Raw genomic sequence first — 23,330 nt, forward strand, 5'->3', positions numbered from 1 at the left:
CCGCGCGCAGTGCCTTTGTTCTTTCTAGCCTCTGGATCCACACCATGAACCGCTGGAGTCTTGCCCTCGTCGCGGCGCTGGCCGCCGCCCCCACCCTGCAGGCGCAGGTGATCCGCACGGCCCCGGCCGACGTCAAGCCGGCCCGGCTGGTGGTGACCGCGCCGCCGGACATCACGCTGGACGGCCAACCCGACCGGCTGTCGCCCGGCGCCCGCATCCGCGGCACCAACAACCTGGTGCTGCTGTCGGGCAGCGTGGTCGGGCAGACGCTGCCGGTGGTCTACCGGCGCGATGCCGCCGGGCTGGTGCACGAGGCCTGGGTGCTCACCGAGGACGAGTACGCCAGGGTCGGCGGCGCCGACGACGGCAGCGCGCAAGGCCAGCGGCGCCTGGCCGAACTGCTGCAGGCCGTCTTCGGCGCGCGCAGGTGAGCGCCATGAAGAAGGTTTTCATCAAGACCTTCGGCTGCCAGATGAACGAGTACGACTCGGACAAGATGGCGGACGTGCTGCACGCGACCGAAGGCTACGAAGCGACGCAGGACCCCGAGGAAGCCGACCTGATCCTGTTCAACACCTGCTCGGTGCGCGAGAAGGCGCAGGAGAAGGTGTTCTCCGACCTCGGCCGGGTCAAGCACCTGAAGAAGAAGGGGGCGCTGATCGGCGTCGGCGGCTGCGTGGCCAGCCAGGAAGGCGCGGCCATCATCGAGCGCGCACCCTATGTCGACGTGGTGTTCGGCCCGCAAACCCTGCACCGGCTGCCCGAACTGCTGGTCCAGCGCCGGCAGCAGGACCGGCCGCAGGTGGACATCCGCTTTCCCGAGATCGAGAAGTTCGACCACCTGCCGCCCGCTCGGGTGGACGGCGCCACCGCCTTCGTTTCCATCATGGAAGGCTGCAGCAAGTACTGCAGCTACTGCGTGGTGCCCTACACCCGCGGGGAGGAGGTCTCGCGCCCGCTCGACGACGTGCTGGCCGAGGTGGCCGAGCTGGCCGGCCAGGGCGTCAAGGAAGTCACCCTGCTGGGCCAGAACGTCAATGCCTGGCGCGGCCGCATGGGCGACACGGCCGAGGTCGCCGACTTCGCGCTGCTGCTGGAGTACGTGGCCGACATCCCCGGCATCGAGCGCATCCGCTACACCACCAGCCACCCCAACGAGTTCACCCAGCGGCTGGTCGAGGCCTACGGCAAGGTCCCCAAACTGGTCAGCCACCTGCACCTGCCGGTGCAGCACGGCAGCGACCGCATCCTGATGGCGATGAAGCGCGGCTACACCGCCATGGAATACAAGAGCACCATCCGCAAGCTGCGGGCGGTGCGGCCGCAGATCTCGATGTCCAGCGATTTCATCGTCGGCTTCCCGGGGGAGACCGAGGAGGACTTCGGCAAGCTGATGAAGCTGGTCGAGGACGTCGGCTACGACGCCAGCTTCAGCTTCATCTTCAGCCCGCGCCCCGGCACGCCGGCGGCCAACCTGCAGGACGACACGCCGCACGCGGTCAAGCTGCGCCGGCTGCAGCACCTGCAGGCCGTGCTGGAGGAGAACGTGCGCCGCATCGGCGCCAGCCGCGTCGGCACCGTGCAGCGCATCCTGGTCGAGGGCCCCTCGCGCAAGGACCCCAACGAGCTGATGGGCCGCACCGAGTGCAACCGCATCGTCAACTTCGCCGGCGGTCAGCGGCTGGTCGGGCAGATGGTCGACGTCACCATCACCCAGGCGCTGCCGCACTCGCTGCGCGGCGAAGTCGTGCAGCGCGCGGGCTGATCGCCGCAGCGATGCTGCCGCTGCGCCCTAGCCGCCTTTCGTTCCGCCCGCTGCTGCTGGTCGCCTTCGTGCTGGTGGGCGGGCTGCTGGGCGGCACCGCGCTGCGGGCGGTGGTCATCCTCGACCGGCTGATGGCGCAGAGCACGGCCGCCAGCGCCGCGGCACTGGACCTGACGTCCAGCGCCCAGACCCTGGCCGAGCGCACCCTGGACATGGAGCGCGCCGCCCGCCAGTCGCTGATCCTCAACGACGCGCAACTGCGCCGCCGCTACCACGAGGAAGCCGGGCGGGCCCGCGACGCGCTGCAGCGGCTGGTCGACCAGGGCCTGCCGCAGCGCCAGGCCCATCGATGGCTGGCGAAGATCGAAGTGGTCGACGAGCTGATGCAGGGCCCGGCCGAAACGGCGCTCGATCGCGAGCGCACCTCGGCCCAGCACTTCCGCGACTTCGACGGCATCAATTCCGGCATCGCGCGCGAGGTGCACCAGCTGATCGATGCGCGCAACAAGGCGCTGAGCCAGCGCCTGGCCGCCAGCCGCTCGCGGCTGATGCAGCAAGTGGTCTTCGCCATCGGCCTGGCCGCCCTGCTGGCGGCCGGCCTGGGCATCTGGCTGGCGCGGCCGTTCCAGCGGCTGGAGCGCGCCATCGTCGGCCTGGGCGAGAACCGGCTGGAGGTGCCGATCGACATCCAGGGCCCGGCCGACGTGCGCCGCCTGAGCCAGCAGCTGGAATGGCTGCGGCTGCGGCTGACCGAGCTGGACGCCGACAAGGCCCGCTTCCTGCGCCACGTCTCGCACGAGCTGAAGACGCCGCTGGCCGCCTTGCGCGAAGGCGTGTCGCTGCTGGAGGAAGGCGTCACCGGCGAACTCAACACGCGCCAGCGCGAGGTGGCGCGCATCCTGCAGCACAACGCCGCGGTGCTGCAGGAGCGCATCGAGGCGCTGCTGCGCTTCAACGCCGCCGCCTTCGAGGCGCGCCAGCTGCAGCGCCGGCCGACCGAGCTGCTGGCCCTGCTGCACGAGCAGGTCGAGGCGCAGCGGCTGCAGTGGCAGGCGCGCGAGCTGGAGCTGGACGTCGAGGGCGAACCCGTGGTGGCGCCGGTCGACCCCGACAAGCTGGGCACGGCGCTGGCCAACCTGCTGGCCAACGCGATCCGCTTCGCCCCGCTGGGCTCGAGCGTGCGGGTGCGGCTGTCGCGCGCCGCAGGCCGCGCCCGCATCGACATCCAGGACCAGGGCGCCGGCATCGCGCCGGCCGACCGCGAGCGCGTGTTCGAGCCGTTCTACCGGGGCGAGCGCCAGCCGGCCGACGCCGCGGCGGGCACCGGCATCGGTTTGTCCATCGTCAACGAATACATTGCAGCCCATGGCGGCCGCATCGAACTGCTGGACGGCGCGGCGTCCGGCGCCCACTTCCGGATCGAACTGCCCCATGCCTGACTTCCTGACTCGAGCGATGCGGCGCTCCCTGCCGGCACTGGCCCTGGCCCTGGCCGCGGCGGCCACGCTGGCCGCCTGCAGCACGCCGCCCCCGCCGCCGACGCCCGCCGCCCCGCCACCGCCGCCGGTCGCCAGCGAGGCCACGCGCGAGGCGCCGGCGACGCCACCCGAGCCGGCCACGACGCTGCCGCCGACCGGCAACCTGCCCACCCAGCCGCTGGCCGCCGCCCTGGCCTATGCCGACCGCGTGCGCGGCGCGCCGGCCGCCGCCCTGGGCCCGGAAATCGCCCGGCTGTCGCAGCCGGGCGCGGCGCCCCTGGAGCAACTGCAACTGGCGCTGGCCCTGCAGCAGATGCGCACGCCGGCCGACAACGGGCGCGCCGCCCAGGTCCTGCAGCGCCTGCTGGCGCTGGCCACCGACGACGCCCGCGAGCTGCATCCGCTGGCCCGCCTGCTGCAGGCGCAACTGGCCGAGCAGCGGCGGCTGGAGGAAGCCGGCGAGCGCCAATCGCAGCAACTGCGCGACGCCCAGCGCCGCGTCGACCAGCTCAATGAACGGATGGAGGCCCTGCGCGCGATCGAGCGGCGCCGGCCCTCGAGGAACTGACATGGCCGGCGCCCGCATCCTGGTGGTGGACGACGACGCCGACCTGCTGCGGCTGCTGTCCATGCGCCTGTCCGCGGCCGGCTACCAGGTCTCGGCCGTCGCCTCAGCCGAAGCCGCGCTGGCGCAGCTCGAAGTCGAGCGTCCGCACCTGGTGCTGAGCGACGTGCGCCTGCCCGGCCGCGACGGCCTGGCCCTGTTCGACGACATCCGGCGCCGGCATCCGGCGCTGCCGGTGATCCTGCTGACCGCGCACGGCACCATCCCCGACGCCGTCGAGGCGACCGCGCGCGGCGTGTTCGGCTACCTCACCAAGCCGTACGACGCCCGCGAGCTGCTCGACAAGATCGGCCAGGCGGTGGCGCTCGGGACCGCCGGCGAGCCGGAGACGGCGGCCGACGCCGGCTGGCGCGAGGAGATCGTCAGCCGCTCCAGCCGCATGGCCGAGCTGCTGGCCGAGGCGCGCATGGTGGCGCGCTCCGATGCCTCGGTGCTGCTGCGCGGCGACAGCGGCAGCGGCAAGGAACTGCTGGCCCGCGCCATCCACAAGGCCAGCGCCCGCGCCAGGCGGCCGTTCGTGGCGGTCAACTGCGGCGCCATCCCGGAGGCGCTGCTCGAATCCGAGCTGTTCGGCCACATGAAGGGCGCGTTCACCGACGCGGTGGCCAACCACAAGGGCCTGTTCCAGGCGGCCGACGGCGGCACCCTGCTGCTCGACGAGATCGGCGACATGCCGCCGGCGCTGCAGGTCAAGCTGCTGCGCGTGCTGCAGGAGCGCGCGGTGCGCCCGCTCGGCTCCAGCCAGTCGCTCCCGGTCGATGTGCGCATCATCTCGGCCACCCACCGCGACCTCGACGCCGCCATGCAGTCGGGCCAGTTCCGCGAGGACCTGTACTACCGGCTGAACGTGGTGACGCTGAGCCTGCCCACGCTGGCCGAGCGGCGCGAGGACATCCCGCTGCTGGCCAACCACTTCCTGCACAAGCTGGCCGCCAAGTACGGCCGGCGGCTGTCCGGCTTCGCGCCGGAGGCGCTCAAGGCGCTGGCGGCCGCGCCCTGGCCCGGCAACGTGCGCCAGCTGTACAACGTGGTCGAGCAGGTCTGCGCCCTGTCCACCACCGCGCTGGTGCCGCTGGCGCTGGTGCAGCGCGCCCTGCGCGTGCCAGGCGTGTCGGTGCAGACCTATGCCGAGGCCAAGCGCCGCTTCGAGCGCGAGTACCTGGTCGGCCTGCTCAAGATGACTGACGGCAATGTCTCCGACGCGGCCCGGCTGGCCGGGCGCAACCGCACCGAGTTCTACCGCCTGCTGCAGCGCAACGAGCTCACCCCGGGGCTGTTCAAGGCCGATTCCGGCCCGCTGTCGCCGGATGACGACAGCGCACAAGCGCCGCCCGCCAAGTAGAACCGGCGGCCGGGCTGCCGGCCTGTCGCCAGGCGGCGACGAAATAGCAGGTTTTCCGCCGAGAACCGGTGCCGCCTTCCCGCCCGGCCGCCCGATCGCGCGCAAGTGCTTGATTCCAAAGGGAAAAGAAAGCTGGCATAGGGTTTGCACTAGGCGAACATGCCTTTGTGTTTGCGCCGCCTGCGCGCCGCCGCGCTGGTGGTGGCGGTCCTGCTGGCCGGAACCTTCTCTGCAGCCTCGGCCCGGGCCGCCTGGGGATTCGAACAAGTCGCGGAACTCGCCCGCGCGCGGGCGGCTGCGCCCTTCCAGGCGCCCGATTCCGCGCTGCCGCCGGCGCTGGCCCAGCTCGACTACGACGGCCTGCGCGACATCCGCTTCCGCCCCAGCCACGCGCTGTGGCGCGGCGCCTCGCCGTTCGAGGCCATGTTCTTCCACCGCGGCCGCTACCACCCGGAGCCGGTGCGCATCCATGAGGTGGATGCGGCCGGCCGGGCCCACCCGGTGCGCTGGCAGGCCAGCGACTTCGACTACGGCAAGAACACCCTGGCAACCCAGGTCTGGCCCGACCTCGGCCATGCCGGCCTGCGCATCCACTACCCGCTCAACACGCCGGCCTACAAGGACGAACTGATCGTCTTCCTGGGCGCCAGCTACTTCCGCGCGCTCGGCGCCGGCCAGCAGTACGGCCTGTCGGCGCGCGGCCTGGCGATCGACACGGCCGGCGCCAATGGGCCGGAGGAATTCCCGCGCTTCACCGATTTCTGGCTCGAGCGGCCCGACCCGCAAGCCAGCCAGGTGGTGGTGCATGCCCTGCTGGATTCGCCGCGCGCCAGCGGCGCCTACCGCTTCACCGTGCGGCCCGGCAGCCCGACGGTGGTCGAGGTGCAGGCCCGCCTGTTCCTGCGCGCCACCGACCGGCCGATCGCCACCCTCGGCCTGGCGCCCCTCACCAGCATGTTCCTGGCCGGCGAGAACCAGCCGCGCGAGGGCGACTTCCGGCCCGAGGTGCACGACTCCGACGGGCTGATGGTGGCCAGCGCCAGCGGCGAATGGCTGTGGCGCCCGCTGCTGAACCCGCAGAGCCCACTCGTCACGAGTTTCAGCCTGGACGGGCTGCGCGGCTTCGGCCTGATGCAGCGCGACCGCTCGTTCGCCAGCTACGAGGACACCGAGGCGCGCTACGAGCGCCGGCCCAGCGCCTGGGTGCGGCCCCTGGGCGACTGGGGCCCCGGCCGGGTCGAGCTGCTGCAGTTGCCCACGCCGGACGAGACCCACGACAACATCGCCGCCTACTGGGTGCCGGCGCGCCTGCCCGCGCCCGGCCAGCCGCTGGACTTCGCCTACGAGCTGTCCTGGCAGGGCGACGAGCAGCAGCGCCCGCCGGCCGCCTGGGTGACCCAGTCGCGCATCGGCTTCGGCTACGTGCGCGCCGACCAGGCCGCGGCGCTGGCCGGCCAGGTGCAGTACGTCGTCGATTTCACCGGCCCCGCGCTGGACGCGCTGCCGGCCGACGCCCCGGTGCAGGCGATCGCCAGCAGCCCCGGCAACGGCGCCATCGAGCAGGCCATCACCTGGTTCAACCCCGCGACCCGCAGCTGGCGCCTGGCGCTGCGGGTGCGCCCCATCGACGCGTCGCAGCCGGTCGAGCTGCGCGCCTTCCTGCGTCACCGCGACGACATCGTGAGCGAAACATGGACCCACATCGTGCTACCCACCTCCGCCCCCTGAGGCATGCCACCGAGGGCGACAGCGGCGGCGGCGCGCTGGCCGGCGGCACGGCGGCTGCCGTACCCGCGGCCCGGCGCAGCCGGCTGCGCGAGGAGCGCCACCCGAACGCGGTGACGGCTCCGCCGGTGCGGCGCGGCTCGATGCCGACCCAGCCCTGGCGCGGCTTCTGGAACAGCATCGGCACGGCCTCGCTGGAGATCGCGCACCGGCTGCTGCCCGGCGAATCGCCTGCCCGTCGCGCACCCGCGCGCACCCGGGCGCCCTGGGAGCGCGCGGCCACGCGCCGCCGCGCCGCCTTCGCGGCCATCGCCCTGCTCAGCACCGCGATCGCCACCGTGCTGTTCGCCAAGGCGCAGCCCGATTCGCCCAATCCCTGGCTGCAGTGGGGCCAGATCGCGCTGTTCGCGGCGCTGTCCAGCTGGGTGGTGACCGGTTTCGCCACCGCGCTGATGGGCTTCTGGGTGGTGCTGCGCGGCGATGCCCACGGGTTGACGGCGCGCTCGGTGCACAACCAGGCGCTGGCGCCGGAGGTGCGCACCGCGATCATCATGCCGATCTGCGAGGAGCACGTAGCCACCGTGTTCGCCGGCCTGCGCGCCACCTGCGAGTCGCTTGCCGCCACCGGCCAGGCCGGCCAGTTCGACGTGTTCGTGCTGTCCGACAGTGCCAGCCCGGAAACCGCGGCGGCCGAGCGCGCGGCCTGGGAGGAACTGCGCGCCGCGCTCGCCACCCAGCCGGGCGTGCAGCCCGAGGTCTACTACCGCCGCCGCACCCGCCGCACCCACCGCAAGGCCGGCAACGTCGCCGACTTCTGCCGCCGCTGGGGCCGCGACTACCGCTACATGGTGGTGCTGGACGCCGACAGCGTGATGAGCGGCGACTGCCTGGTCACGCTGGCCAAGCTGATGGAGGCGAATCCGAAGGCCGGCATCATCCAGACCGCCACCCAGCCGACCGGGCTGATGACGCTGCATGCGCGGGCGCAGCAGTTCGCGGCGCGCGTGACCGGCCGGCTGTTCACGCTCGGCCTGCAGTTCTGGCAGCTGGGCGAGTCGCACTACTGGGGTCACAACGCCATCCTGCGCGTCAAACCGTTCATGGCGCACTGCGGCCTGGCGCCGATCCGCGGCACGGGCGGACTGGCCGGCGGGATCATGTCGCACGACTTCGTCGAGGCCGCGCTGATGCGCCGCGCCGGCTACCACGTGTGGCTGGCCCCCGACGTGGCCGGCAGCTACGAGCAGCAGCCGCCCGACCTGCTGTCAGAACTGCAGCGCGACCGCCGCTGGTGCCAGGGCAACCTGCAGAACGCGCGCCTGATGGCCGAGCCCGGCCTGCACCGGGTGCACCGCGCCATGTTCGCCATCGGCGCCATGTCCTACCTGTCGGCGCCGTTGTGGCTGGCCTTCATCGTGTTCGGCGCCTCGCTGTGGATGTCCGGCGCGCGCCTGCTGGTCGACGACGCCGGCTCGTCCGGCGCGCTGGTGGGCCTGTGGATCTGGACGCTGTGCATGCTGTTCCTGCCGCGCGTGCTGGGCGTGGCCGCCGTGCTGCTGGGCCGCCAGCAGCGCGCATTCGGCGGCACCGGCCGGCTGCTGGCCAGCTCGCTGGCCGAGACCCTGCTGTCGCTGCTGCTGGCCCCGATCCGCATGTTGGCGCACTCGCTGTTCGTGGCGGTGGCGCTCACCGGCATCAAGCTGCACTGGCAGTCGCCGCCGCGTGAAGCGCGCGCCCTGGGCTGGGGCTACGCCGCCGGCCAGCTGCTGCCGCTCACGGCCGCGGTCGGCGCGCTGGCCGCCGCCGTCGCCCTGGTCGATCCCGAAGCCGTGGCCGCGCTGCTGTCGGTGGCCGTGCCGCTGCTGCTGTCGGTGCCGCTGGCGGTGTTCACCAGCCATGCCGGCCTGGGCGCCTGGCTGCGCCTGCGCGGCCTGATGCTGATCCCCGAGGAAGCCTGGTCGCCGCCGGTGCTGCGCCGCGCCCGGCTGCACGCCGGACGGGCGGCCCGGCTGCTGCGCGCCGCATAAGACAACGGCGCCCAACGGACCTCGTCGCACCCGCACGTCGCTTGACGCGGCGGGCGGCGACTGCCGGGGCCGATTTGTGGGGCGCCGCGAAATTTCTCCGGCCGGGGGCAGCGCGCCGCAGGCGCGCGTTCGTGCACTGACTTGGCGGCGACTGTCTGAGCAGTGCGACGAAGGAGCACAGCGAGTTTCGCCGCCCGCCCCCGGCCGGAGAAATTTCGCGGGAAGCCCTTGCGAGCGCCAGCGAGCAGGGGCCGCCACACCATGAGGCACCGGCAGGCGCCGCCCGCCGCGCCCCCCGGGCCTCAACTCACTTGGATGGATGCGCGCACATTGCGCGCTGCTGAGGGCGGAAGCAGTGGATCCCCGCCTCCGTGGAGATGACGGGGAATTAAGCGGACTTCAGAAGGGCAACTTGGGCAACCCGCCCTTGCCGGCGCCCATCCGCTTCATCATCTTCATCAGGCCGCCGCCCTTCATCTTCTTCATCATCCCCTGCATCTGCTCGAACTCATTGAGCAGCCGGTTGACGTCCTGGACGTGGACGCCGGCGCCGGCGGCGATGCGGCGCTTGCGGGTGGCCTTGATGATCTCGGGCTTGCGGCGCTCGGCAGCCGTCATGCTGCAGATGATCCCTTCCTTGCGGCGGATGTCGCGCTCGGCCTTGTCCATGTCGACCTGGCCGGCCTTGGCCTGGACCTGCGCCGGCATCTTCTCCATCAGCGTGGACAGGCCGCCCATCTGCTTCATCTGCTGGATCTGGGCCAGGAAGTCGTTCAGGTCGAAGCCCTCGCCGCTCTTGACCTTGGCGGCCAGCTTCTGCGCGGCCTGCACGTCGACGCCGGCGGTGACCTGCTCGACCAGCGCGACGATGTCGCCCATGCCCAGGATGCGGCCGGCGTGGCGCTCGGCGTCGAACACCTCCAGCCCGTCGATCTTCTCGGACACGCCGGCGAACTTGATCGGCGCGCCGGTGACCTGCCGCACCGACAGCGCGGCGCCGCCGCGCGAGTCGCCGTCCATCTTGGTCAGCACGATGCCGGTCAGCGGCAGCGCCTCCCTGAAGGCCTTGGCGGTGTTGACCGCGTCCTGGCCCTGCATGGCGTCGACCACGAACAGCGTCTCGACCGGGTTGAGCGCGGCGTGCAGCTCGCGGATCTCGCGCATCAGCACCTCGTCGATCGCCAGCCGGCCGGCGGTATCGACGATCAGCACGTCGAAGTACTGCCGGCGCGCGTGGTCCAGCGCCGCGCGGGCGATGTCCAGCGGCTTCTGCTCGGGCGTGCTCGGGAACCATTCGGCCCCGGCCTGCTGGGTCACCGTCTTGAGCTGCTCGATGGCCGCCGGCCGGTAGACGTCGCCGGAGACCGTCAGCACCTTCTTCTTGCGCTTGTCGATCAGGTGGCGGGCCAGCTTGGCCGTGGTGGTGGTCTTGCCGGCACCCTGCAGGCCCGCCATCAGGATCACCGCCGGCGGCTGCGCCGCCAGGTTGATGTCCGACACGCCCTCGCCCATGGTGGCCACCAGCTCGCGGTTGACGATGCCCACCAGCGCCTGGCCGGGGTTGAGCGAGCCCACCACCTCCTGGCCGAGGGCCTTGTCCTTGACGCGGGCGACGAAGTCGCGCACCACGGGCAGCGCCACGTCGGCCTCGAGCAGGGCCATGCGAACCTCGCGCAGCATGTCCTGCACGTTGGCTTCGGTGATGCGCGCCTGGCCGCGCATTTCCTTGACCAGGCGGGAGAGTTTGTCGGAGAGGGCGGAGGCCATGGAAGTGCCGCGGGGCTGCCGCGGGGGCTGCGGCCGGCAAGGGGCCAAAGGCTAAACTGCGAAGCATGATTCTAGCCAGTGGCCCCGCCACCACCGTGCTGTCGCTGGCCGCCGCCGCGGCCTATGCGCTGCCGGCCGCCGCGGCCACGCGTCTGAGCCAGCGCAGCGCGCGCTGGGCCCTGCTGGCGGCCTGGCTGCTGCACGCGATGGTGCTGGGCTGGACCCTGCTGGGCGAGTCGCCGCGCTTCGGCTTCGCGCCGGCGCTGTCGGTGACGGCCTGGCTGGTGCTCACGGTGTACGCCGTCGAGCGCGAGCTGTTCCCGCAGATGCAGGCGCGCTGGGCGCTCGCCGGACTGGGCTCGGTCGCCGTGCTGCTGGCCCTGTTGTTTCCCGGCGCGCCGCTGCACCCGGAGATCTCGCCGCTGCTGCCGCTGCACTGGGCGCTGGGGATCGCCTCCTACGGGCTGTTCGCCGCCGCCGTGGTGCACGCCTGGCTGATGCGCCGCAGCGAGCAGGCGATGCGCCAGGCCGCCGAACCGCAGGCCGGGCTGCCGCTGCTCACGCTGGAGCGCCTCACCTTCCGCTTCGCCACCGCCGGCTTCGTGCTGCTGTCGGCCACGCTGCTGGCCGGCATCGTGTTCGGCGAGGAGCTGTACGGCCGGGCCTGGCGCTGGGACCACAAGAGCGTGTTCTCGGTGCTGGCCTGGGCCGCATTCGCGCTGCTGCTGCTCGGGCGGGCGCGCTTCGGCTGGCGCGGCCGCACCGCGGTGCGCGTGCTGTACACCGGCTCGCTGCTGCTGCTGCTGGCCTATGTGGGCTCGCGCTTCGTGCTGGAGGTGGTGCTGGGACGGGCGGCGTCATGAAGTACCTGCTGGTGCTGGCCGTGCTGGCGATCGCCTACCTGCTGTGGCGCGGCGCGCGCACCCGCGCCATCGGTCGCCAGTCGAAGGGCCCGGCGGCCCTGCCGCAGGACATGGTGCGCTGCCCGGTGTGTTCGCTGCACCTGCCGCGACCCGATGCCGTGCCGGGCGCGAGCGGTCGGCTGTACTGCAGCGCCGAGCACCGCCGCGCCGGCGGCAACTGACCGTGGCGTCCAGCTTCGCCGTCACCGGACCGGCCGGGCCCGCCGCCTCTCCCGAATCGGCCTTCGTGCGGCTCTGGCTGGGCTTCGCCACCGCCCGGGTCGGCGTGGCGGTGGCGCTGCTGATCCTGCTGCTGGGCGCCGGCCTCGCCGGCACGCCGCCGGTCTCCGGCTGGCTGGTGGGCCTGTGCGGGACCTACCTCGCCGCCACGCTGGCGGTGCGGCTGCTGGCGCGCCCTGGCCGGCCGGGCGCGGCGTTCGACCCGCAGTGGGTCTCCAGCATCGGCGTCGACCTGCTGGTGTTCGCCTGCCTGCAGTTCGTGCAGGCAGGCGGGATCTATTACGCGCCGCTGTTCGCGGTCCCGGTGCTGATGGCCTCGGTGCTGGGCTCCACCTCGCTGGCGCTGGGCACGGCGGCCGCGGTCGCCCTGCTGCTGCTGGCCGAGGCCTGGGTACTGGCGCTGCAGTCCCCCGGCGACATGGCGCAGCGCTTCGTGCAGGGCGGGCTGACCGGCATCGGGTTCTTCGCGCTGGCCTTCCTGGCGCACCAGCTCGCGCTGCGGCTGGAGCGCGAGGAAGCGGCGGCGCGCCGCAGCCGCAAGCTGGCGCTGATGCAGGTGCAGGTCAACCAGCTGGTGATCGACGCGCTGGCCGAGGGCGTGCTGGTGGTCGATCCGGCCGGCGAGGTGCAGGCCGCCAACCCCGCTGCGCGCGATTTGCTGGGCGCGCCGGCCGGCGAGCAGCCGCTGCACCTGTCCGACGACCCGGCCTGGGCGCCGCTGGCCGGCATGGCGGGGCGCACCTTCGACAGCCGCCAGCCGCAGCTGGCGGACCTGGCGCTGGAGCAGGCCGGCGCGCCGGCGCGCCACATGTATGCGCGCACCCGGCTGGCGGCGGCCGGCGAGTGGCCCAGCGACAGCCTGTGCGTGATCTTCCTGCAGGACCTGCGCGAGATGGAGGCGCGCCTGCGCACCGAAAAGCTGGCCGCCATGGGCCGCATGTCCACCGCCGTGGCGCACGAGATCCGCAATCCGCTGGCGGCCATCTCGCAGGCCAACGAGTTGCTGGAGGAGGAGCTGCACGACCCGGCGCAGCGCCAGTTGAGCGCGCTGGTGCGCCAGAACGCGCAGCGGCTGTCGCAGATCGTCGAGGAGATCCTGGACGTCGCGCGCGTGCAGCACCAGCCGATCGACCCGGCGCAGGCCCGGCTCAACCTGGACCCGGCGGTTGCCGCGCACTGCCGCGACTGGGCCACCCAGAACCGCGCCGGGCAACGTCTCGCGCTGGTGCTGGCGGCGTCGCCGCAGCAGCCGGTGGACTTCGCGCCACACCACCTGCGCCGCATCCTGGTGAACCTGCTGGACAACGCCCTGCGCCATGCGTCGGCGGCGCCCGATGCGATCCAGGTCGCCACCACCGGCGCCGCGCAGCCCACGCTGACGGTCTGGAGCGACGGGCCGGCGCTCGAGCCCGCCGTCGAGCGCCACCTGTTCGAGCCCTTCTTCTCCTCCGACAGCCGCTCCAGCGGCCTGGGCCTGTACATCTGCCGCGAGCTGTGCGGCCGCCACGGCGCGCGCATCGGCTACCGGCGCGGCCCGGCGCCCGGCGGCGACCGGCGCGCCGGCAACGCGTTCTTCGTGGCATTCCGCACGTCCGGCACGGCCGGTGCGCACCCACCCTTTGCCAAAATAGCGGTGTGAACCAGCCGTCCGCACCGGTCGCCCAGGTCCTGGTCGTCGATGACGAGCCCGACTTGCGCACGCTCTACGAGCTCACGCTGCTGCGCGAGGGCTACCGCGTCGATGCCGCCGCCACCCTGGCCGACGCCTGGCAGCAGCTGCAGGATCGCCGCTTCGACGCCGTGATCACCGACATGCGCCTGCCCGACGGCCTCGGGCTGGAGCTGCTGCAGCGCATGCAGGCGCAGCAGCGCAGCGAGCGCTGCATCGTGATGACCGCCTACGGCTCGGCCGAAAACGCGGTGGAGGCGCTCAAGGCCGGCGCCTTCGACTACCTGACCAAGCCGGTGGACCTCAAGCAGTTCCGCGCCGTGGTCGCCTCCGCCATCCACGACCGGCAGGGGCCGGCCCGGCCGGCCGCCCGCAGCGAGCGCGCGGCGCCGCCGTCGGCTTCGGCCGCCCAGTCGGCGCTGGAGCGGCTGGTCGGCACCTCGGCCGCCATGCAGCAGGTCAAGGAGCGCATCGCCAAGGTGGCGCGCGGCATGGCCCCGGTGCTGGTGCGCGGCGAGTCGGGCACCGGCAAGGAGCTGGCCGCCCGCGCCCTGCACGCCTGCAGCCACCGCGGCGACGGCCCGTTCGTGGCGGTCAACTGCAGCGCCATCCCCGAGTCGCTGCTGGAAGCCGAGTTCTTCGGCGCCCGCAAGGGCTCCTACACCGGCGCCAGCGCCGATCGCGAGGGCTACTTCCAGGCGGCGCGCGGCGGCACCCTGTTCCTCGACGAGATCGGCGAGCTGCCGCTGGCGATGCAGTCCAAGCTGCTGCGCGCCATCCAGGAGCGCCAGGTGCGCGCGCTCGGCTCGACCCAGGAAGACGCGGTCGACGTGCGCGTGGTCAGCGCCACCCACCGCGACCTGGCCGCCGACGTGGCGGCCGGGCGCTTCCGCCAGGACCTGTTCTATCGCCTGAACGTGATCGAGATCGTGCTGCCGCCGCTGCGCGAGCGGCGCGAGGACCTGCCGGCACTGTGCGACGCGCTGCTGGCGCGCATCGCGCAGGACGCCGGCATGCCGGTGCCGCGCCTGTCGCCGGCGGTGCTCGAACAGCTCGCGGCGCAGCCGCTGGCCGGCAACGTGCGCGAGCTGGAGAACCTGCTGCACCGCGCCGTGGCGCTCTCCGACGGCGAGGCGCTGCAGCTGGACGCGGCCGCCAGCGCCGCGCCGGAGGCCCCGCCGGCACCCGTGGTGGCGGCCGCCGGGCCGCAGGAGCCGGCCGCGGTGACGGACCGGCTGCCGATGCCGAGCGACCTGCAGGGCTGGCTCGACCAGCAGGAGCGCGAGATCCTGGTGCGGGCGCTTCAGGAGACCGGCTTCAACCGCACCGCCGCCGCGCAGCGTTTGGGCCTGAGCCTGCGCCAGATCCGCTACCGCATCGCCCGGCTGGCGATCGCCGCGCCCGGCGACGAGCCGAATGAACCCGCCGCCTGAAACCGACGCACTGTGGGCCGGCGGCTGGTACCGCTTCGCCCGCCGGCTCGACTCGCCCAACTTCGGCCCGCGGCCGGCCGGCGCGATCGTCGACCTGGTGGTGGTGCACTCGATCAGCCTGCCGCCGGGCGAGTACGGCGGCGACCACGTGCAGGCGCTGTTCACCAACCGGCTGGACTGGGCGGCGCACCCCTACTTCAAGTCGATCGAGGGCCTGCAGGTCTCGGCGCACTTCTACGTGCGCCGCGGCGGCGAGGTCTGGCAGTTCGTCAGCTGCGACGACCGGGCCTGGCACGCCGGCGCCTCGTGCTGGCGCGGGCGCGACAATTGCAACGACGACTCGGTGGGCATCGAGCTGGAAGGCATCGAGGGCGGAACCTTCGAGCCGGCGCAGTACGAGGCCCTGGCCAGCCTGTGCGCCGCGCTCGCGCAGCGCTACCCGGTGCGCCACGTCGCCGGCCACGAGCACATCGCACCCGGCCGCAAGCACGACCCTGGCGCGGGGTTCGACTGGCCGCTGCTGCAGCGAAGCCTGGGATGGGACGCATCGGCGTTTCCGGCGCCGCCGGCGTAACTTCCTGTTGCGTTCCGAGTTGCGGGACAACCACTACCTATAGCGCTTGATCTCGTTGCGGGCACTATCTATAGTGTCCCAAGCCTCGGGGGCGATTACACTCGCGCCCTTCGAAAAGAGAACAACTGCAGCAGAGGAAAAGACACATGCAAGTCCCGAGCGCCGCCGGCCTGTCGCCGCAACCCGCACCCGCCTTCAACGCCCCCGCCGCGGCCGCAACCGCCACCGACCCGCTGGCGCACTACCAGATCATCCGCCGCAACGGCGCCGTCGTCCCCTTCGAGCCGAACAAGATCGCCGTGGCCATGATGAAGGCCTTCCTGGCGGTGCACGGCACCCAGGGCGCGGCCTCGGCCAGCGTGCGCGAGACGGTCGACACGCTCACCCAGCAGGTCATCCGCGCGCTGGTGCGCTCGCGCCCGGGCGGCGGCACCTTCCACATCGAGGACGTGCAGGACCAGGTTGAACTGGGCCTGATGCGCGGCGGCCACCACGAGATCGCCCGCGCCTACGTGCTGTACCGCGAGCGCCGCGCGCAGGAGCGGGCCCGCCAGGCCGAGCCCGAAGTCGCCGAAGCACCGGTGCTGCACGTCACCGACGGTGGCCAGCGGGTGCCGCTGGACCTGGCGCACCTGAAGGCGCTGATCGAGAACGCCTGCGCCGGGCTGTCGGCCGACGTCCGGCCCGACCCGATCGTGGCCGAGACCATGCGCAACCTGTACGACGGCGTGCCGATCGACGAGGTGTACAAGGCCTCGATCCTGGCGGCGCGCACGCTGATCGAGAAGGACCCCGACTACACCCACGCCACCGCCCGCCTGCTGCTGCACACCATCTTCAAGGAAGTGCTCGGCCGCGACGTCGCGCCGGCGGCGGCGGCCGAGGCCTACGCCGACTACTTCCCCGGCTTCGTCAAGAAGGGCGTGGAGGCCGAGCTGCTCAACCCCGAGCTGCTGCAGTACGACCTCAAGCGCCTGGGCGCCGCGCTCAAGGCCGAGCGCGACCTGCAGTTCGACTACCTCGGCCTGCAGACCCTGTACGACCGCTACTTCCTGCACGTGCGCAAGACCCGCATCGAGCTGCCGCAGGCCTTCTTCATGCGGGTGGCGATGGGCCTGGCGCTCAACGAGATCGACCGCGAGGCGCGCGCCATCGAGTTCTACGAGGTGCTGTCGAGCTTCGACTTCATGTCCTCCACGCCGACGCTGTTCAACAGCGGCACCCTGCGCAGCCAGCTCTCGTCGTGCTACCTGACCACGGTGCCGGACGACCTGGACGGCATCTACGAGTCGATCAAGGAAAACGCGCTGCTGTCCAAGTTCGCCGGCGGCCTGGGCAACGACTGGACCCGGGTGCGCGCGCTCGGCTCGCACATCAAGGGCACCAACGGCGAGAGCCAGGGCGTGGTGCCGTTCCTGAAGGTGGTCAACGACACCGCGGTGGCGGTCAACCAGGGCGGCAAGCGCAAGGGCGCGGTCTGCACCTACCTGGAGAGCTGGCACCTGGACATCGAGGAGTTCCTGGAGCTGCGCAAGAACACCGGCGACGACCGCCGCCGCACCCACGACATGAACACGGCCAACTGGATCCCCGACCTGTTCATGCGCCGGGTGATGGAACAGGGCGAATGGACCCTGTTCTCGCCGTCCAACGTGCCCGACCTGCACGACCTGTTCGGCGCCGACTTCGAAAAGGCCTACGTCGCCTACGAGGAAAAGGCCCGGCGCGGCGAGATCAAGCCCAGCAAGGTGGTGGCCGCCACCGACCTGTGGCGCAAGATGCTGTCGATGCTGTTCGAGACCGGGCATCCCTGGATCACCTTCAAGGACGCCTGCAACGTGCGCTCGCCGCAGCAGCACGCCGGGGTGGTGCACTCGTCCAACCTGTGCACCGAGATCACGCTCAACACCAGCGACACCGAGACGGCGGTGTGCAACCTGGGCTCGGTCAACCTGCTGCAGCACCTCAAGGACGGCGCAATCGACCACGACAAGCTGAAGAAGACGGTGTCCACCGCCATGCGCATGCTGGACAACGTCATCGACATCAACTACTACGCGGTCAAGAAGGCGCGCGACTCCAACCTGCGGCACCGCCCGGTCGGCCTGGGCCTGATGGGCTTCCAGGACGCGCTGTACGAGCTGCGCATCCCCTACGCCTCGCAGCAGGCGGTGGAGTTCGCCGACCGCTCGATGGAGGCGATCTGCTACCACGCCTACTGGGCGTCGACCGAGCTGGCGCGCGAGCGCGGCCGCTACTCCAGCTACAAGGGCTCGCTCTGGGACCAGGGCATCCTGCCGCCCGACACGCTGGAGCTGCTGGCCCAGGCCCGCGGCGGCTACGTCGAGGTCGACCGCTCGGCCACGCTGGACTGGGATGCCCTGCGCCGCAAGATCGCCCAGGACGGCATGCGCAACTCCAACTGCGTCGCCATCGCCCCGACGGCCACCATCTCCAACATCATCGGCGTGGACGCCTCGATCGAGCCCTGCTTCGGCAACCTGTCGGTCAAGTCCAACCTGTCGGGCGAGTTCACCGTGATCAACCACTACCTGGTGCGCGACCTCAAGCGCCTGGGCCTGTGGGACGACGTGATGGTGATGGACCTCAAGCACTTCGACGGCTCGCTGCGGCCGATCGACCGGGTGCCGCAGGAGGTCAAGGCGCTGTACGCCACCGCCTTCGAGGTCGAGCCGCTCTGGCTGGTCGAGGCCGCCTCGCGCCGCCAGAAGTGGATCGACCAGGCCCAGTCGCTCAACATCTACATGTCGGGCGCCTCCGGCAAGAAGCTGGACGACACCTACAAGCTGGCCTGGGTGCGCGGCCTGAAGACCACCTACTACCTGCGCACCATCAGCGCCACGCACGCGGAGAAATCCACCGTGCAGTCGGGCCGCCTGAATGCGGTGGCCAACGGCGCCGGCAACGGCGGCATGAGCGCCGGTGCGGATGGCGGCATGTCCGCGCTCGACGCCGCGGCGGCCGCCGCGCAGCAGCAGATGAACGCGGTGCCCGCCACCGACATCAAGTTCTGCGCGATCGACGACCCGACCTGCGAAGCGTGCCAGTGAGCCACGCATGAAGAGGGTATCGGCGTTCTCCGACAGGACGCCGATGCAAACGAGCAACACAATCGCGGCGTGATGTGAACGGACACTTTGAAACACCGCATCACTGCCCGGATAATCCGAGCACTGGAAGACACATGCTGACCTGGGACGACGACGTCAAGCCCACTTCGCCAATCGCGCCGAGCAGCGGTTCACACTGGAACCGCGAGGCGGCCCCTTCACCGCTGTCCGCGGCGGCTCTCCAGCCATCCCCCACTTTCGCGCAACCCGCGCTGCGCACGCCGGGCGAAGGCCTGCGCGCGCCGGCCGCGCCCATCGCCGCGCCCATCGCCGCGCGCAGCGCCGAGGCCTCCAGCCACCGCCGCGTGCTGGCCGCCGACAAGCGCATCATCAACGGCCAGACCGACGTCAACCAGCTGGTGCCGTTCAAGTACAAGTGGGCCTGGGAGAAGTACCTCGCGACCTGCTCCAACCACTGGATGCCGCAGGAAATCAACATGAACCGCGACATCGCCCTGTGGAAGGACCCGAACGGTCTGACCGAGGACGAGCGCCGCATCATCAAGCGCAACCTGGGCTTCTTCGTCACCGCCGACTCGCTGGCCGCCAACAACATCGTGCTGGGCACCTACCGCCACATCACGGCGCCCGAGTGCCGCCAGTTCCTGCTGCGCCAGGCCTTCGAGGAGGCGATCCACACCCACGCCTACCAGTACATCGTGGAGTCGCTGGGCCTGGACGAGAGCGAGATCTTCAACGCCTACAACGAAGTGGCGTCGATCCGCGACAAGGACCAGTTCCTGATCCCCTTCATCGAGGCGATCATGGACCCCGACTTCCGCACCGGCACGCCGGAGGCCGACCAGACCCTGCTCAAGAGCCTGATCGTCTTCGCCTGCCTGATGGAAGGCCTGTTCTTCTACGTCGGCTTCACCCAGATCCTGGCGCTGGGCCGGCAGAACAAGATGACCGGCGCGGCCGAGCAGTACCAGTACATCCTGCGCGACGAGTCGATGCACTGCAACTTCGGCATCGACCTGATCAACCAGCTCAAGCTGGAGAACCCGCACCTGTGGACGGCCGAATTCAAGGCCGAGATCCGCGGCCTGTTCCAGAAGGCCGTCGAACTCGAATACCGCTATGCCGAGGACACCATGCCGCGTGGCGTGCTGGGCCTCAACGCGTCCATGTTCAAGGGCTACCTGCGCTACATCGCCAACCGGCGCGCCACGCAGATCGGCCTGGAAGCGCTGTTCCCCAACGAGGAGAACCCCTTCCCCTGGATGAGCGAAATGATTGACCTGAAGAAAGAGCGCAACTTCTTTGAAACCCGCGTGATCGAGTACCAGTCGGGTGGCGCGCTTTCCTGGGATTGATGGCAACTGCGAAGTCGTTGGACTCGTGAGTTTCGCCCGCACGGCAGACCGGCCTCCAAGAGCCGGCGCCCTGCGGGTTTACGGTGTTCATGGGGTTGGACGCATGAAGTCCAGCCTCATGGATCGCTCGGTGCCGCCAACAGGCGCTGAGTGCTTCTTTGGTTGATATCGATGTCAACTTGAACAGGAGAATGGAAATGGCAACTGCGAAGAAAGCCGCCGCGAAGAAAGCTCCGGCGAAGAAGGCTGCGGCCAAGAAGGCCCCGGCGAAGAAGGCCACCGCCAAGAAGGCGCCGGCCAAGAAGGCCGCTGCGAAGAAGGCCCCGGCCAAGAAGGCGGCGGCGAAGAAGGCGCCGGCCCGCAAGGTCGCCGCCAAGAAGACCGCGGCCAAGAAGGCGCCGGCCCGCAAGGCCGCTGCCAAGAAGACCACGGCCAAGAAGGCACCGGCGCGCAAGGTCGCCGCCAAGAAGACTGTCGCCAAGAAGACCGCGGCCAAGAAGGCGCCGGCCAAGAAGGCCGCCGCCAAGCGCGCCCCCGCGAAGAAGGCGGCGGCGAAGAAGGGCGGCGCCAAGAAGGCCGCGAAGAAGGCGCCTGCGAAAAAGGCTGCGAAGAAGGCCCCTGCGAAAAAGGCCGCCAAGGCCCCTGCTGCCAAGCCCGCGTCGGCGCCGGCCGCGGCTGCGGCTCCTGCGGCGCAGACCACGCTGAACCCGCAGGCCGCCTGGCCTTTCCCCACGGCGTCCAAGCCGTAACCGGATTTCACCGGAGAAGCCTGCGCGCTTCTCCGGTGGTCCCAGCCAAGATCGACAAGCCGGGCCAAGCCCGGCTTTTCTTTTGGGCGATCGGCCGGCGCTACTCCATCGCCTTGCGCACGCCGTCCGGGTGCCGCTGATTCAGCGCTGGCCGGCGGCCAGCGCGATGCGGCGCTGCAGGCGCGCGGCCTGTTCGCCGTCGCCGCGCTGCTCGGCCAGCTTCAGTTGCGCGCCCAGCCAGGCCAGCAGCGGCCGGCGCCAGCCTTGCGCCGAGGCCGTGTCGACCGCCACCTGCAGCAGGTCCGGCGACGCGCGGCCGGCGCGCATCGCGACGCCCGCCGCCACCAGCCGCGAGAATGGATCTTCGATCGCCGCCAGGCGGGCCGCGTCGGCTCCCCCCGCCACGGCGCGGTGCGGCGCCGGCAGCAAGTCGGCCGCTATCGGCGCGCCCTGCAGGTAGTCGGCGTAGGCGCGTTCGGCCGCGGGCGCATCGGCGCGCAAGGCCTCGAAGCCCGGGCAGGCTTGGAAGTCCAGGCTGGCCACCTGCAGCGCGCAGCGCGTGAGCTCGGCGCGCGCCACCAGGCCGGCCTGCCCGGTGGCCGCCAGCGCGCGCCGCGCCCGGTCGAACTCGGCCTGCGCTGCGCGGTCGCTGCCCGCCAGCCAGGCCTGCTCGTAGCGCTGCAGCGAACCGTGGGCATTGACCTGCCAGTCGGGCGCTGGCGGCCGGCTGCCGCAGGCCGCCAGCAGCACGGCGATGGAGGCGGCGGCCAGCCGCCTCATGGCAGCCTGATCTCCGTGTCGCGCGCGAACGGCCACTTGCGGTTGATCTCGTTGATCAGCGACTCGACCTTGCGCAGGTTGGCCTCCACCTCGTTGCGCAGCGGGCCCAGGTCTTCGGTGGCGCCGCGCACGTTGGCGCCCACCGCCTGGGCTTCGACCAGCACGGCGTCGACCTTCTTCAGGCTCTCGCGCGTGTCGGCCAGCAGGCCATTGAGCTGCACCACCGCGGCCCGCGCCTCGCGCACCACGCCTTCCGGACCGAACACCTGGGTGTCGGCCTTGGCCGCCAGCGTGTCGAAACGGGCCAGCAGGGCATTGGTGCGGTCCAGCGTGGTGATCACCCGGCGCGCGTCGGCCTCGTTGCCGAACAGCACGCCCAGCGCGCCTTGCGGACCCTTGAGCTTGTCGGTGACCGCCTGCACGTTGGCCAGGCTGGCCGGCAGCGCCGCATCCTCGCGCGTCATCGACGACAGGTTCTCCAGCACCTCGCGGGCCGAGGCGATCACGCGCGGCAGCTCCGCCGTGGCGTCGCCGCGCAGCACCGGCCGCTCGGCCCCGTCGGCCAGCGGCGGGTCGGTCAGCACGCCGGTGAAGGCGCGGATGGCGGTGCCGCCCACCAGCCCGCGCACCAGCGTGAACACGCTGCTGGTGCGCAGCCAGTGCGCATCCTTGCGGGCCACGTCGATGAGGATGCGCACGTCGCCGGTGGCGCCCAGCTCCACCTTGCGCACGCGGCCGATCGGGAAGCCCGAGAAGGTCATGTCCATGCCCACCGAGACCCCTTCCGAATCGTCGGTGGTCAGCACCAGCTGCTGCACCGGCTCGAAGAAGCCGCGGGCATACAGCAGGTAGGTGACGGCGGCGCCGATCAGCAGCACCGTGAACAGCAGCAGCAGCCGGGCCTTCAGCGCCAGTTGCGGCACCGGCGGCGCGGCGGCGGGCTCGGAGTCCTGCAAGGGGGTTTCGGCCATGGGTTCAGTAGTAATTGCCCACCAGCGAAACCGATTCCAGCAGCAGCAGCACCGCGAACATCCGCACCAGCCCCTGCAGGGCGGCGCCTTCGCGCGAGCTGGGCGAGGCGATGTCCTCGTTGGCGCCGGAGGCCATCGGGATCACGGCCACCGCCAGGCTGAAGAACAGCGTCTTGATCGCGAAGATCAGTGACACCGAAGGGTTGAACACGTGGCCGAACATGCGCGTGTAGGCCGGCAGCCCCGCGGGCGTGAGGCCGTATACCGCCAGGTAGGCCACCACCGCGGTCACCACGCAGCTCAGGGCCGCCAGGGTGACGGTGGAGAAGATGCCGGCCAGCAGCCGCGGCAGCACCTCGCCGGCCAGCGGGTCGATGCCGCGGCGGCGCAGCGCGTCGAACTGCCGCGTGCGGCGCATCTCGCCCAGGGCAGCGCCGTTGGGGATGGTGCAACGCAGGGCGACGAACAGCGCCGCCGTCAGCGGGATCAGCTCCAGCACCAGCACCCGGATCACCATCTCCAGCGCGTACTGCGACAGGCCGTAGCTGCGCGCGGTGACGACGACGATCTTGGTCAGCACCACCGTCAGCAGCGCCGCCAGCATGGAAAAACCCAGCAGGATCGGGGCCGTGTCCAGCCAGGTGTGGCGGGCCAGCGCCGCCCGGGTGCGCGCGTCGCGGTAGCTGGAAGGCGACAGCGCCAGCGCCAGCAGCATCGCGCCGAAGAAGACCACGGCCCACCAGCTCAGGATCCAGCGCAGCGGCGCCGCGGCCGCGTGGCCCAGCCGGTGGTACCAGAGCGGTGCCGCAGTCATGGGCGGGATCATAGCGGCGGCT

The 23,330-nt window shown here is 71.5% G+C and carries 19 protein-coding genes; 15 read left to right on the top strand and 4 right to left on the bottom strand.

Features of this window, described 5'->3' with window-relative positions; genetic code table 11:
- Nucleotides 1–44 precede the first annotated feature (44 nt).
- The 7 genes from PE066_RS09420 to mdoH all read left to right on the top strand — a co-directional run bounded on the left by PE066_RS09420 (nt 45) and on the right by mdoH (nt 8,962).
- A complete protein-coding gene (locus PE066_RS09420; protein ID WP_271236290.1) occupies nt 45–431 on the top strand; it encodes a hypothetical protein in 387 nt (128 codons plus the stop codon).
- Nucleotides 432–436: 5 nt separating this feature from the next.
- Nucleotides 437–1,765: a tRNA (N6-isopentenyl adenosine(37)-C2)-methylthiotransferase MiaB gene (gene miaB / locus PE066_RS09425; protein WP_271236291.1), complete on the top strand. Its 1,329-nt coding sequence runs from the start codon at nt 437–439 to the stop codon at nt 1,763–1,765.
- An 11-nt stretch (nt 1,766–1,776) separates the two neighbouring features.
- A complete protein-coding gene (locus PE066_RS09430; RefSeq protein WP_271236292.1) occupies nt 1,777–3,204 on the top strand; it encodes a sensor histidine kinase in 1,428 nt (475 codons plus the stop codon).
- Nucleotides 3,205–3,220: 16 nt separating this feature from the next.
- Nucleotides 3,221–3,811 carry a hypothetical protein gene (locus PE066_RS09435; protein ID WP_271236293.1) on the top strand — a complete coding sequence of 197 codons (591 nt, stop codon included), beginning with the start codon at nt 3,221–3,223 and terminating at the stop codon, nt 3,809–3,811.
- A gap of 1 nt (nt 3,812) precedes the next feature.
- Nucleotides 3,813–5,210 carry a sigma 54-interacting transcriptional regulator gene (locus tag PE066_RS09440; protein WP_271236294.1) on the top strand — a complete coding sequence of 466 codons (1,398 nt, stop codon included), beginning with the start codon at nt 3,813–3,815 and terminating at the stop codon, nt 5,208–5,210.
- 159 nt (nt 5,211–5,369) lie between these two features.
- Nucleotides 5,370–6,938 carry a glucan biosynthesis protein G gene (locus PE066_RS09445; RefSeq protein WP_271236295.1) on the top strand — a complete coding sequence of 523 codons (1,569 nt, stop codon included), beginning with the start codon at nt 5,370–5,372 and terminating at the stop codon, nt 6,936–6,938.
- Nucleotides 6,902–8,962, top strand: a complete 2,061-nt coding sequence (gene mdoH / locus PE066_RS09450) for a glucans biosynthesis glucosyltransferase MdoH (protein WP_271236296.1) — start codon at nt 6,902–6,904, stop codon at nt 8,960–8,962. Before PE066_RS09445 ends, mdoH begins: the two co-directional genes overlap by 37 nt.
- A 399-nt stretch (nt 8,963–9,361) precedes the next feature.
- Here the strand turns inward: mdoH and ffh are convergent, their stop codons facing one another.
- Complete coding sequence (gene ffh, locus PE066_RS09455; RefSeq protein ID WP_271236297.1) at nt 9,362–10,729, bottom strand: signal recognition particle protein; 1,368 nt, start codon at nt 10,727–10,729, stop codon at nt 9,362–9,364.
- 65 nt (nt 10,730–10,794) lie between these two features.
- Here ffh and PE066_RS09460 point away from each other — a divergent pair, with 65 nt between their 5' ends.
- The 8 genes from PE066_RS09460 (at nt 10,795) to PE066_RS09495 (ending at nt 20,743) form a co-directional block, all read left to right on the top strand.
- Nucleotides 10,795–11,592, top strand: a complete 798-nt coding sequence (locus PE066_RS09460) for a cytochrome C assembly family protein (RefSeq protein ID WP_271236298.1) — start codon at nt 10,795–10,797, stop codon at nt 11,590–11,592.
- Nucleotides 11,589–11,813 carry a PP0621 family protein gene (locus PE066_RS09465; RefSeq protein WP_271236299.1) on the top strand — a complete coding sequence of 75 codons (225 nt, stop codon included), beginning with the start codon at nt 11,589–11,591 and terminating at the stop codon, nt 11,811–11,813. The genes PE066_RS09460 and PE066_RS09465 overlap by 4 nt, the downstream gene beginning before the upstream one ends.
- 2 nt (nt 11,814–11,815) lie before the next feature.
- The gene (locus PE066_RS09470; RefSeq protein ID WP_271236300.1) at nt 11,816–13,510 is read left to right on the top strand and encodes a sensor histidine kinase; all 1,695 of its coding nucleotides are present in this window, start codon (nt 11,816–11,818) and stop codon (nt 13,508–13,510) included.
- Complete coding sequence (locus PE066_RS09475) at nt 13,507–14,973, top strand: sigma-54-dependent transcriptional regulator (protein WP_271236301.1); 1,467 nt, start codon at nt 13,507–13,509, stop codon at nt 14,971–14,973. Before PE066_RS09470 ends, PE066_RS09475 begins: the two co-directional genes overlap by 4 nt.
- Complete coding sequence (gene ampD, locus PE066_RS09480) at nt 14,957–15,547, top strand: 1,6-anhydro-N-acetylmuramyl-L-alanine amidase AmpD (RefSeq protein WP_271236302.1); 591 nt, start codon at nt 14,957–14,959, stop codon at nt 15,545–15,547. The genes PE066_RS09475 and ampD overlap by 17 nt, the downstream gene beginning before the upstream one ends.
- A gap of 146 nt (nt 15,548–15,693) precedes the next feature.
- Nucleotides 15,694–18,618, top strand: a complete 2,925-nt coding sequence (locus tag PE066_RS09485) for a ribonucleoside-diphosphate reductase subunit alpha (protein ID WP_271236303.1) — start codon at nt 15,694–15,696, stop codon at nt 18,616–18,618.
- Between the two features lie 134 nt (nt 18,619–18,752).
- Entirely contained in the window at nt 18,753–19,994 is a 1,242-nt protein-coding gene (locus PE066_RS09490) for a ribonucleotide-diphosphate reductase subunit beta (RefSeq protein ID WP_271236304.1), read from the top strand.
- A 197-nt stretch (nt 19,995–20,191) separates the two neighbouring features.
- A complete protein-coding gene (locus PE066_RS09495) occupies nt 20,192–20,743 on the top strand; it encodes a histone H1-like DNA-binding protein (RefSeq protein ID WP_271236305.1) in 552 nt (183 codons plus the stop codon).
- 141 nt (nt 20,744–20,884) lie between these two features.
- Here PE066_RS09495 and PE066_RS09500 read toward each other — a convergent pair whose 3' ends face one another.
- Genes PE066_RS09500 through PE066_RS09510 form a run of 3 tightly spaced genes read right to left on the bottom strand, consistent with a single transcriptional unit; the run spans nt 20,885 to nt 23,308 of the window.
- Entirely contained in the window at nt 20,885–21,523 is a 639-nt protein-coding gene (locus tag PE066_RS09500) for a hypothetical protein (protein ID WP_271236306.1), read from the bottom strand.
- A complete protein-coding gene (locus PE066_RS09505; RefSeq protein WP_271236307.1) occupies nt 21,520–22,494 on the bottom strand; it encodes an MlaD family protein in 975 nt (324 codons plus the stop codon). The genes PE066_RS09500 and PE066_RS09505 overlap by 4 nt, the downstream gene beginning before the upstream one ends.
- A gap of 4 nt (nt 22,495–22,498) precedes the next feature.
- The gene (locus PE066_RS09510) at nt 22,499–23,308 is read right to left on the bottom strand and encodes an MlaE family ABC transporter permease (protein WP_271236308.1); all 810 of its coding nucleotides are present in this window, start codon (nt 23,306–23,308) and stop codon (nt 22,499–22,501) included.
- Nucleotides 23,309–23,330: the final 22 nt, after the last annotated feature.

This window comes from Ramlibacter tataouinensis (assembly GCF_027941915.1).
In the GTDB taxonomy this organism is placed as follows: Bacteria; Pseudomonadota; Gammaproteobacteria; order Burkholderiales; family Burkholderiaceae_C; genus Ramlibacter; species Ramlibacter tataouinensis_C.

Bases quoted from the DNA above. Each gene is read 5' to 3' on its own strand.
- PE066_RS09420 (WP_271236290.1), top strand. From the start codon at position 45: ATGAACCGCTGGAGTCTTGCCCTCGTCGCGGCGCTGGCCGCCGCCCCC.
- miaB (WP_271236291.1), top strand. From the start codon at position 437: ATGAAGAAGGTTTTCATCAAGACCTTCGGCTGCCAGATGAACGAGTAC.
- PE066_RS09430 (WP_271236292.1), top strand. From the start codon at position 1,777: ATGCTGCCGCTGCGCCCTAGCCGCCTTTCGTTCCGCCCGCTGCTGCTG.
- PE066_RS09435 (WP_271236293.1), top strand. From the start codon at position 3,221: ATGCGGCGCTCCCTGCCGGCACTGGCCCTGGCCCTGGCCGCGGCGGCC.
- PE066_RS09440 (WP_271236294.1), top strand. From the start codon at position 3,813: ATGGCCGGCGCCCGCATCCTGGTGGTGGACGACGACGCCGACCTGCTG.
- PE066_RS09445 (WP_271236295.1), top strand. From the start codon at position 5,370: ATGCCTTTGTGTTTGCGCCGCCTGCGCGCCGCCGCGCTGGTGGTGGCG.
- mdoH (WP_271236296.1), top strand. From the start codon at position 6,902: ATGGACCCACATCGTGCTACCCACCTCCGCCCCCTGAGGCATGCCACC.
- ffh (WP_271236297.1), bottom strand. From the start codon at position 10,729: ATGGCCTCCGCCCTCTCCGACAAACTCTCCCGCCTGGTCAAGGAAATG.
- PE066_RS09460 (WP_271236298.1), top strand. From the start codon at position 10,795: ATGATTCTAGCCAGTGGCCCCGCCACCACCGTGCTGTCGCTGGCCGCC.
- PE066_RS09465 (WP_271236299.1), top strand. From the start codon at position 11,589: ATGAAGTACCTGCTGGTGCTGGCCGTGCTGGCGATCGCCTACCTGCTG.
- ampD (WP_271236302.1), top strand. From the start codon at position 14,957: ATGAACCCGCCGCCTGAAACCGACGCACTGTGGGCCGGCGGCTGGTAC.
- PE066_RS09485 (WP_271236303.1), top strand. From the start codon at position 15,694: ATGCAAGTCCCGAGCGCCGCCGGCCTGTCGCCGCAACCCGCACCCGCC.
- PE066_RS09490 (WP_271236304.1), top strand. From the start codon at position 18,753: ATGCTGACCTGGGACGACGACGTCAAGCCCACTTCGCCAATCGCGCCG.
- PE066_RS09495 (WP_271236305.1), top strand. From the start codon at position 20,192: ATGGCAACTGCGAAGAAAGCCGCCGCGAAGAAAGCTCCGGCGAAGAAG.
- PE066_RS09500 (WP_271236306.1), bottom strand. From the start codon at position 21,523: ATGAGGCGGCTGGCCGCCGCCTCCATCGCCGTGCTGCTGGCGGCCTGC.
- PE066_RS09505 (WP_271236307.1), bottom strand. From the start codon at position 22,494: ATGGCCGAAACCCCCTTGCAGGACTCCGAGCCCGCCGCCGCGCCGCCG.
- PE066_RS09510 (WP_271236308.1), bottom strand. From the start codon at position 23,308: ATGACTGCGGCACCGCTCTGGTACCACCGGCTGGGCCACGCGGCCGCG.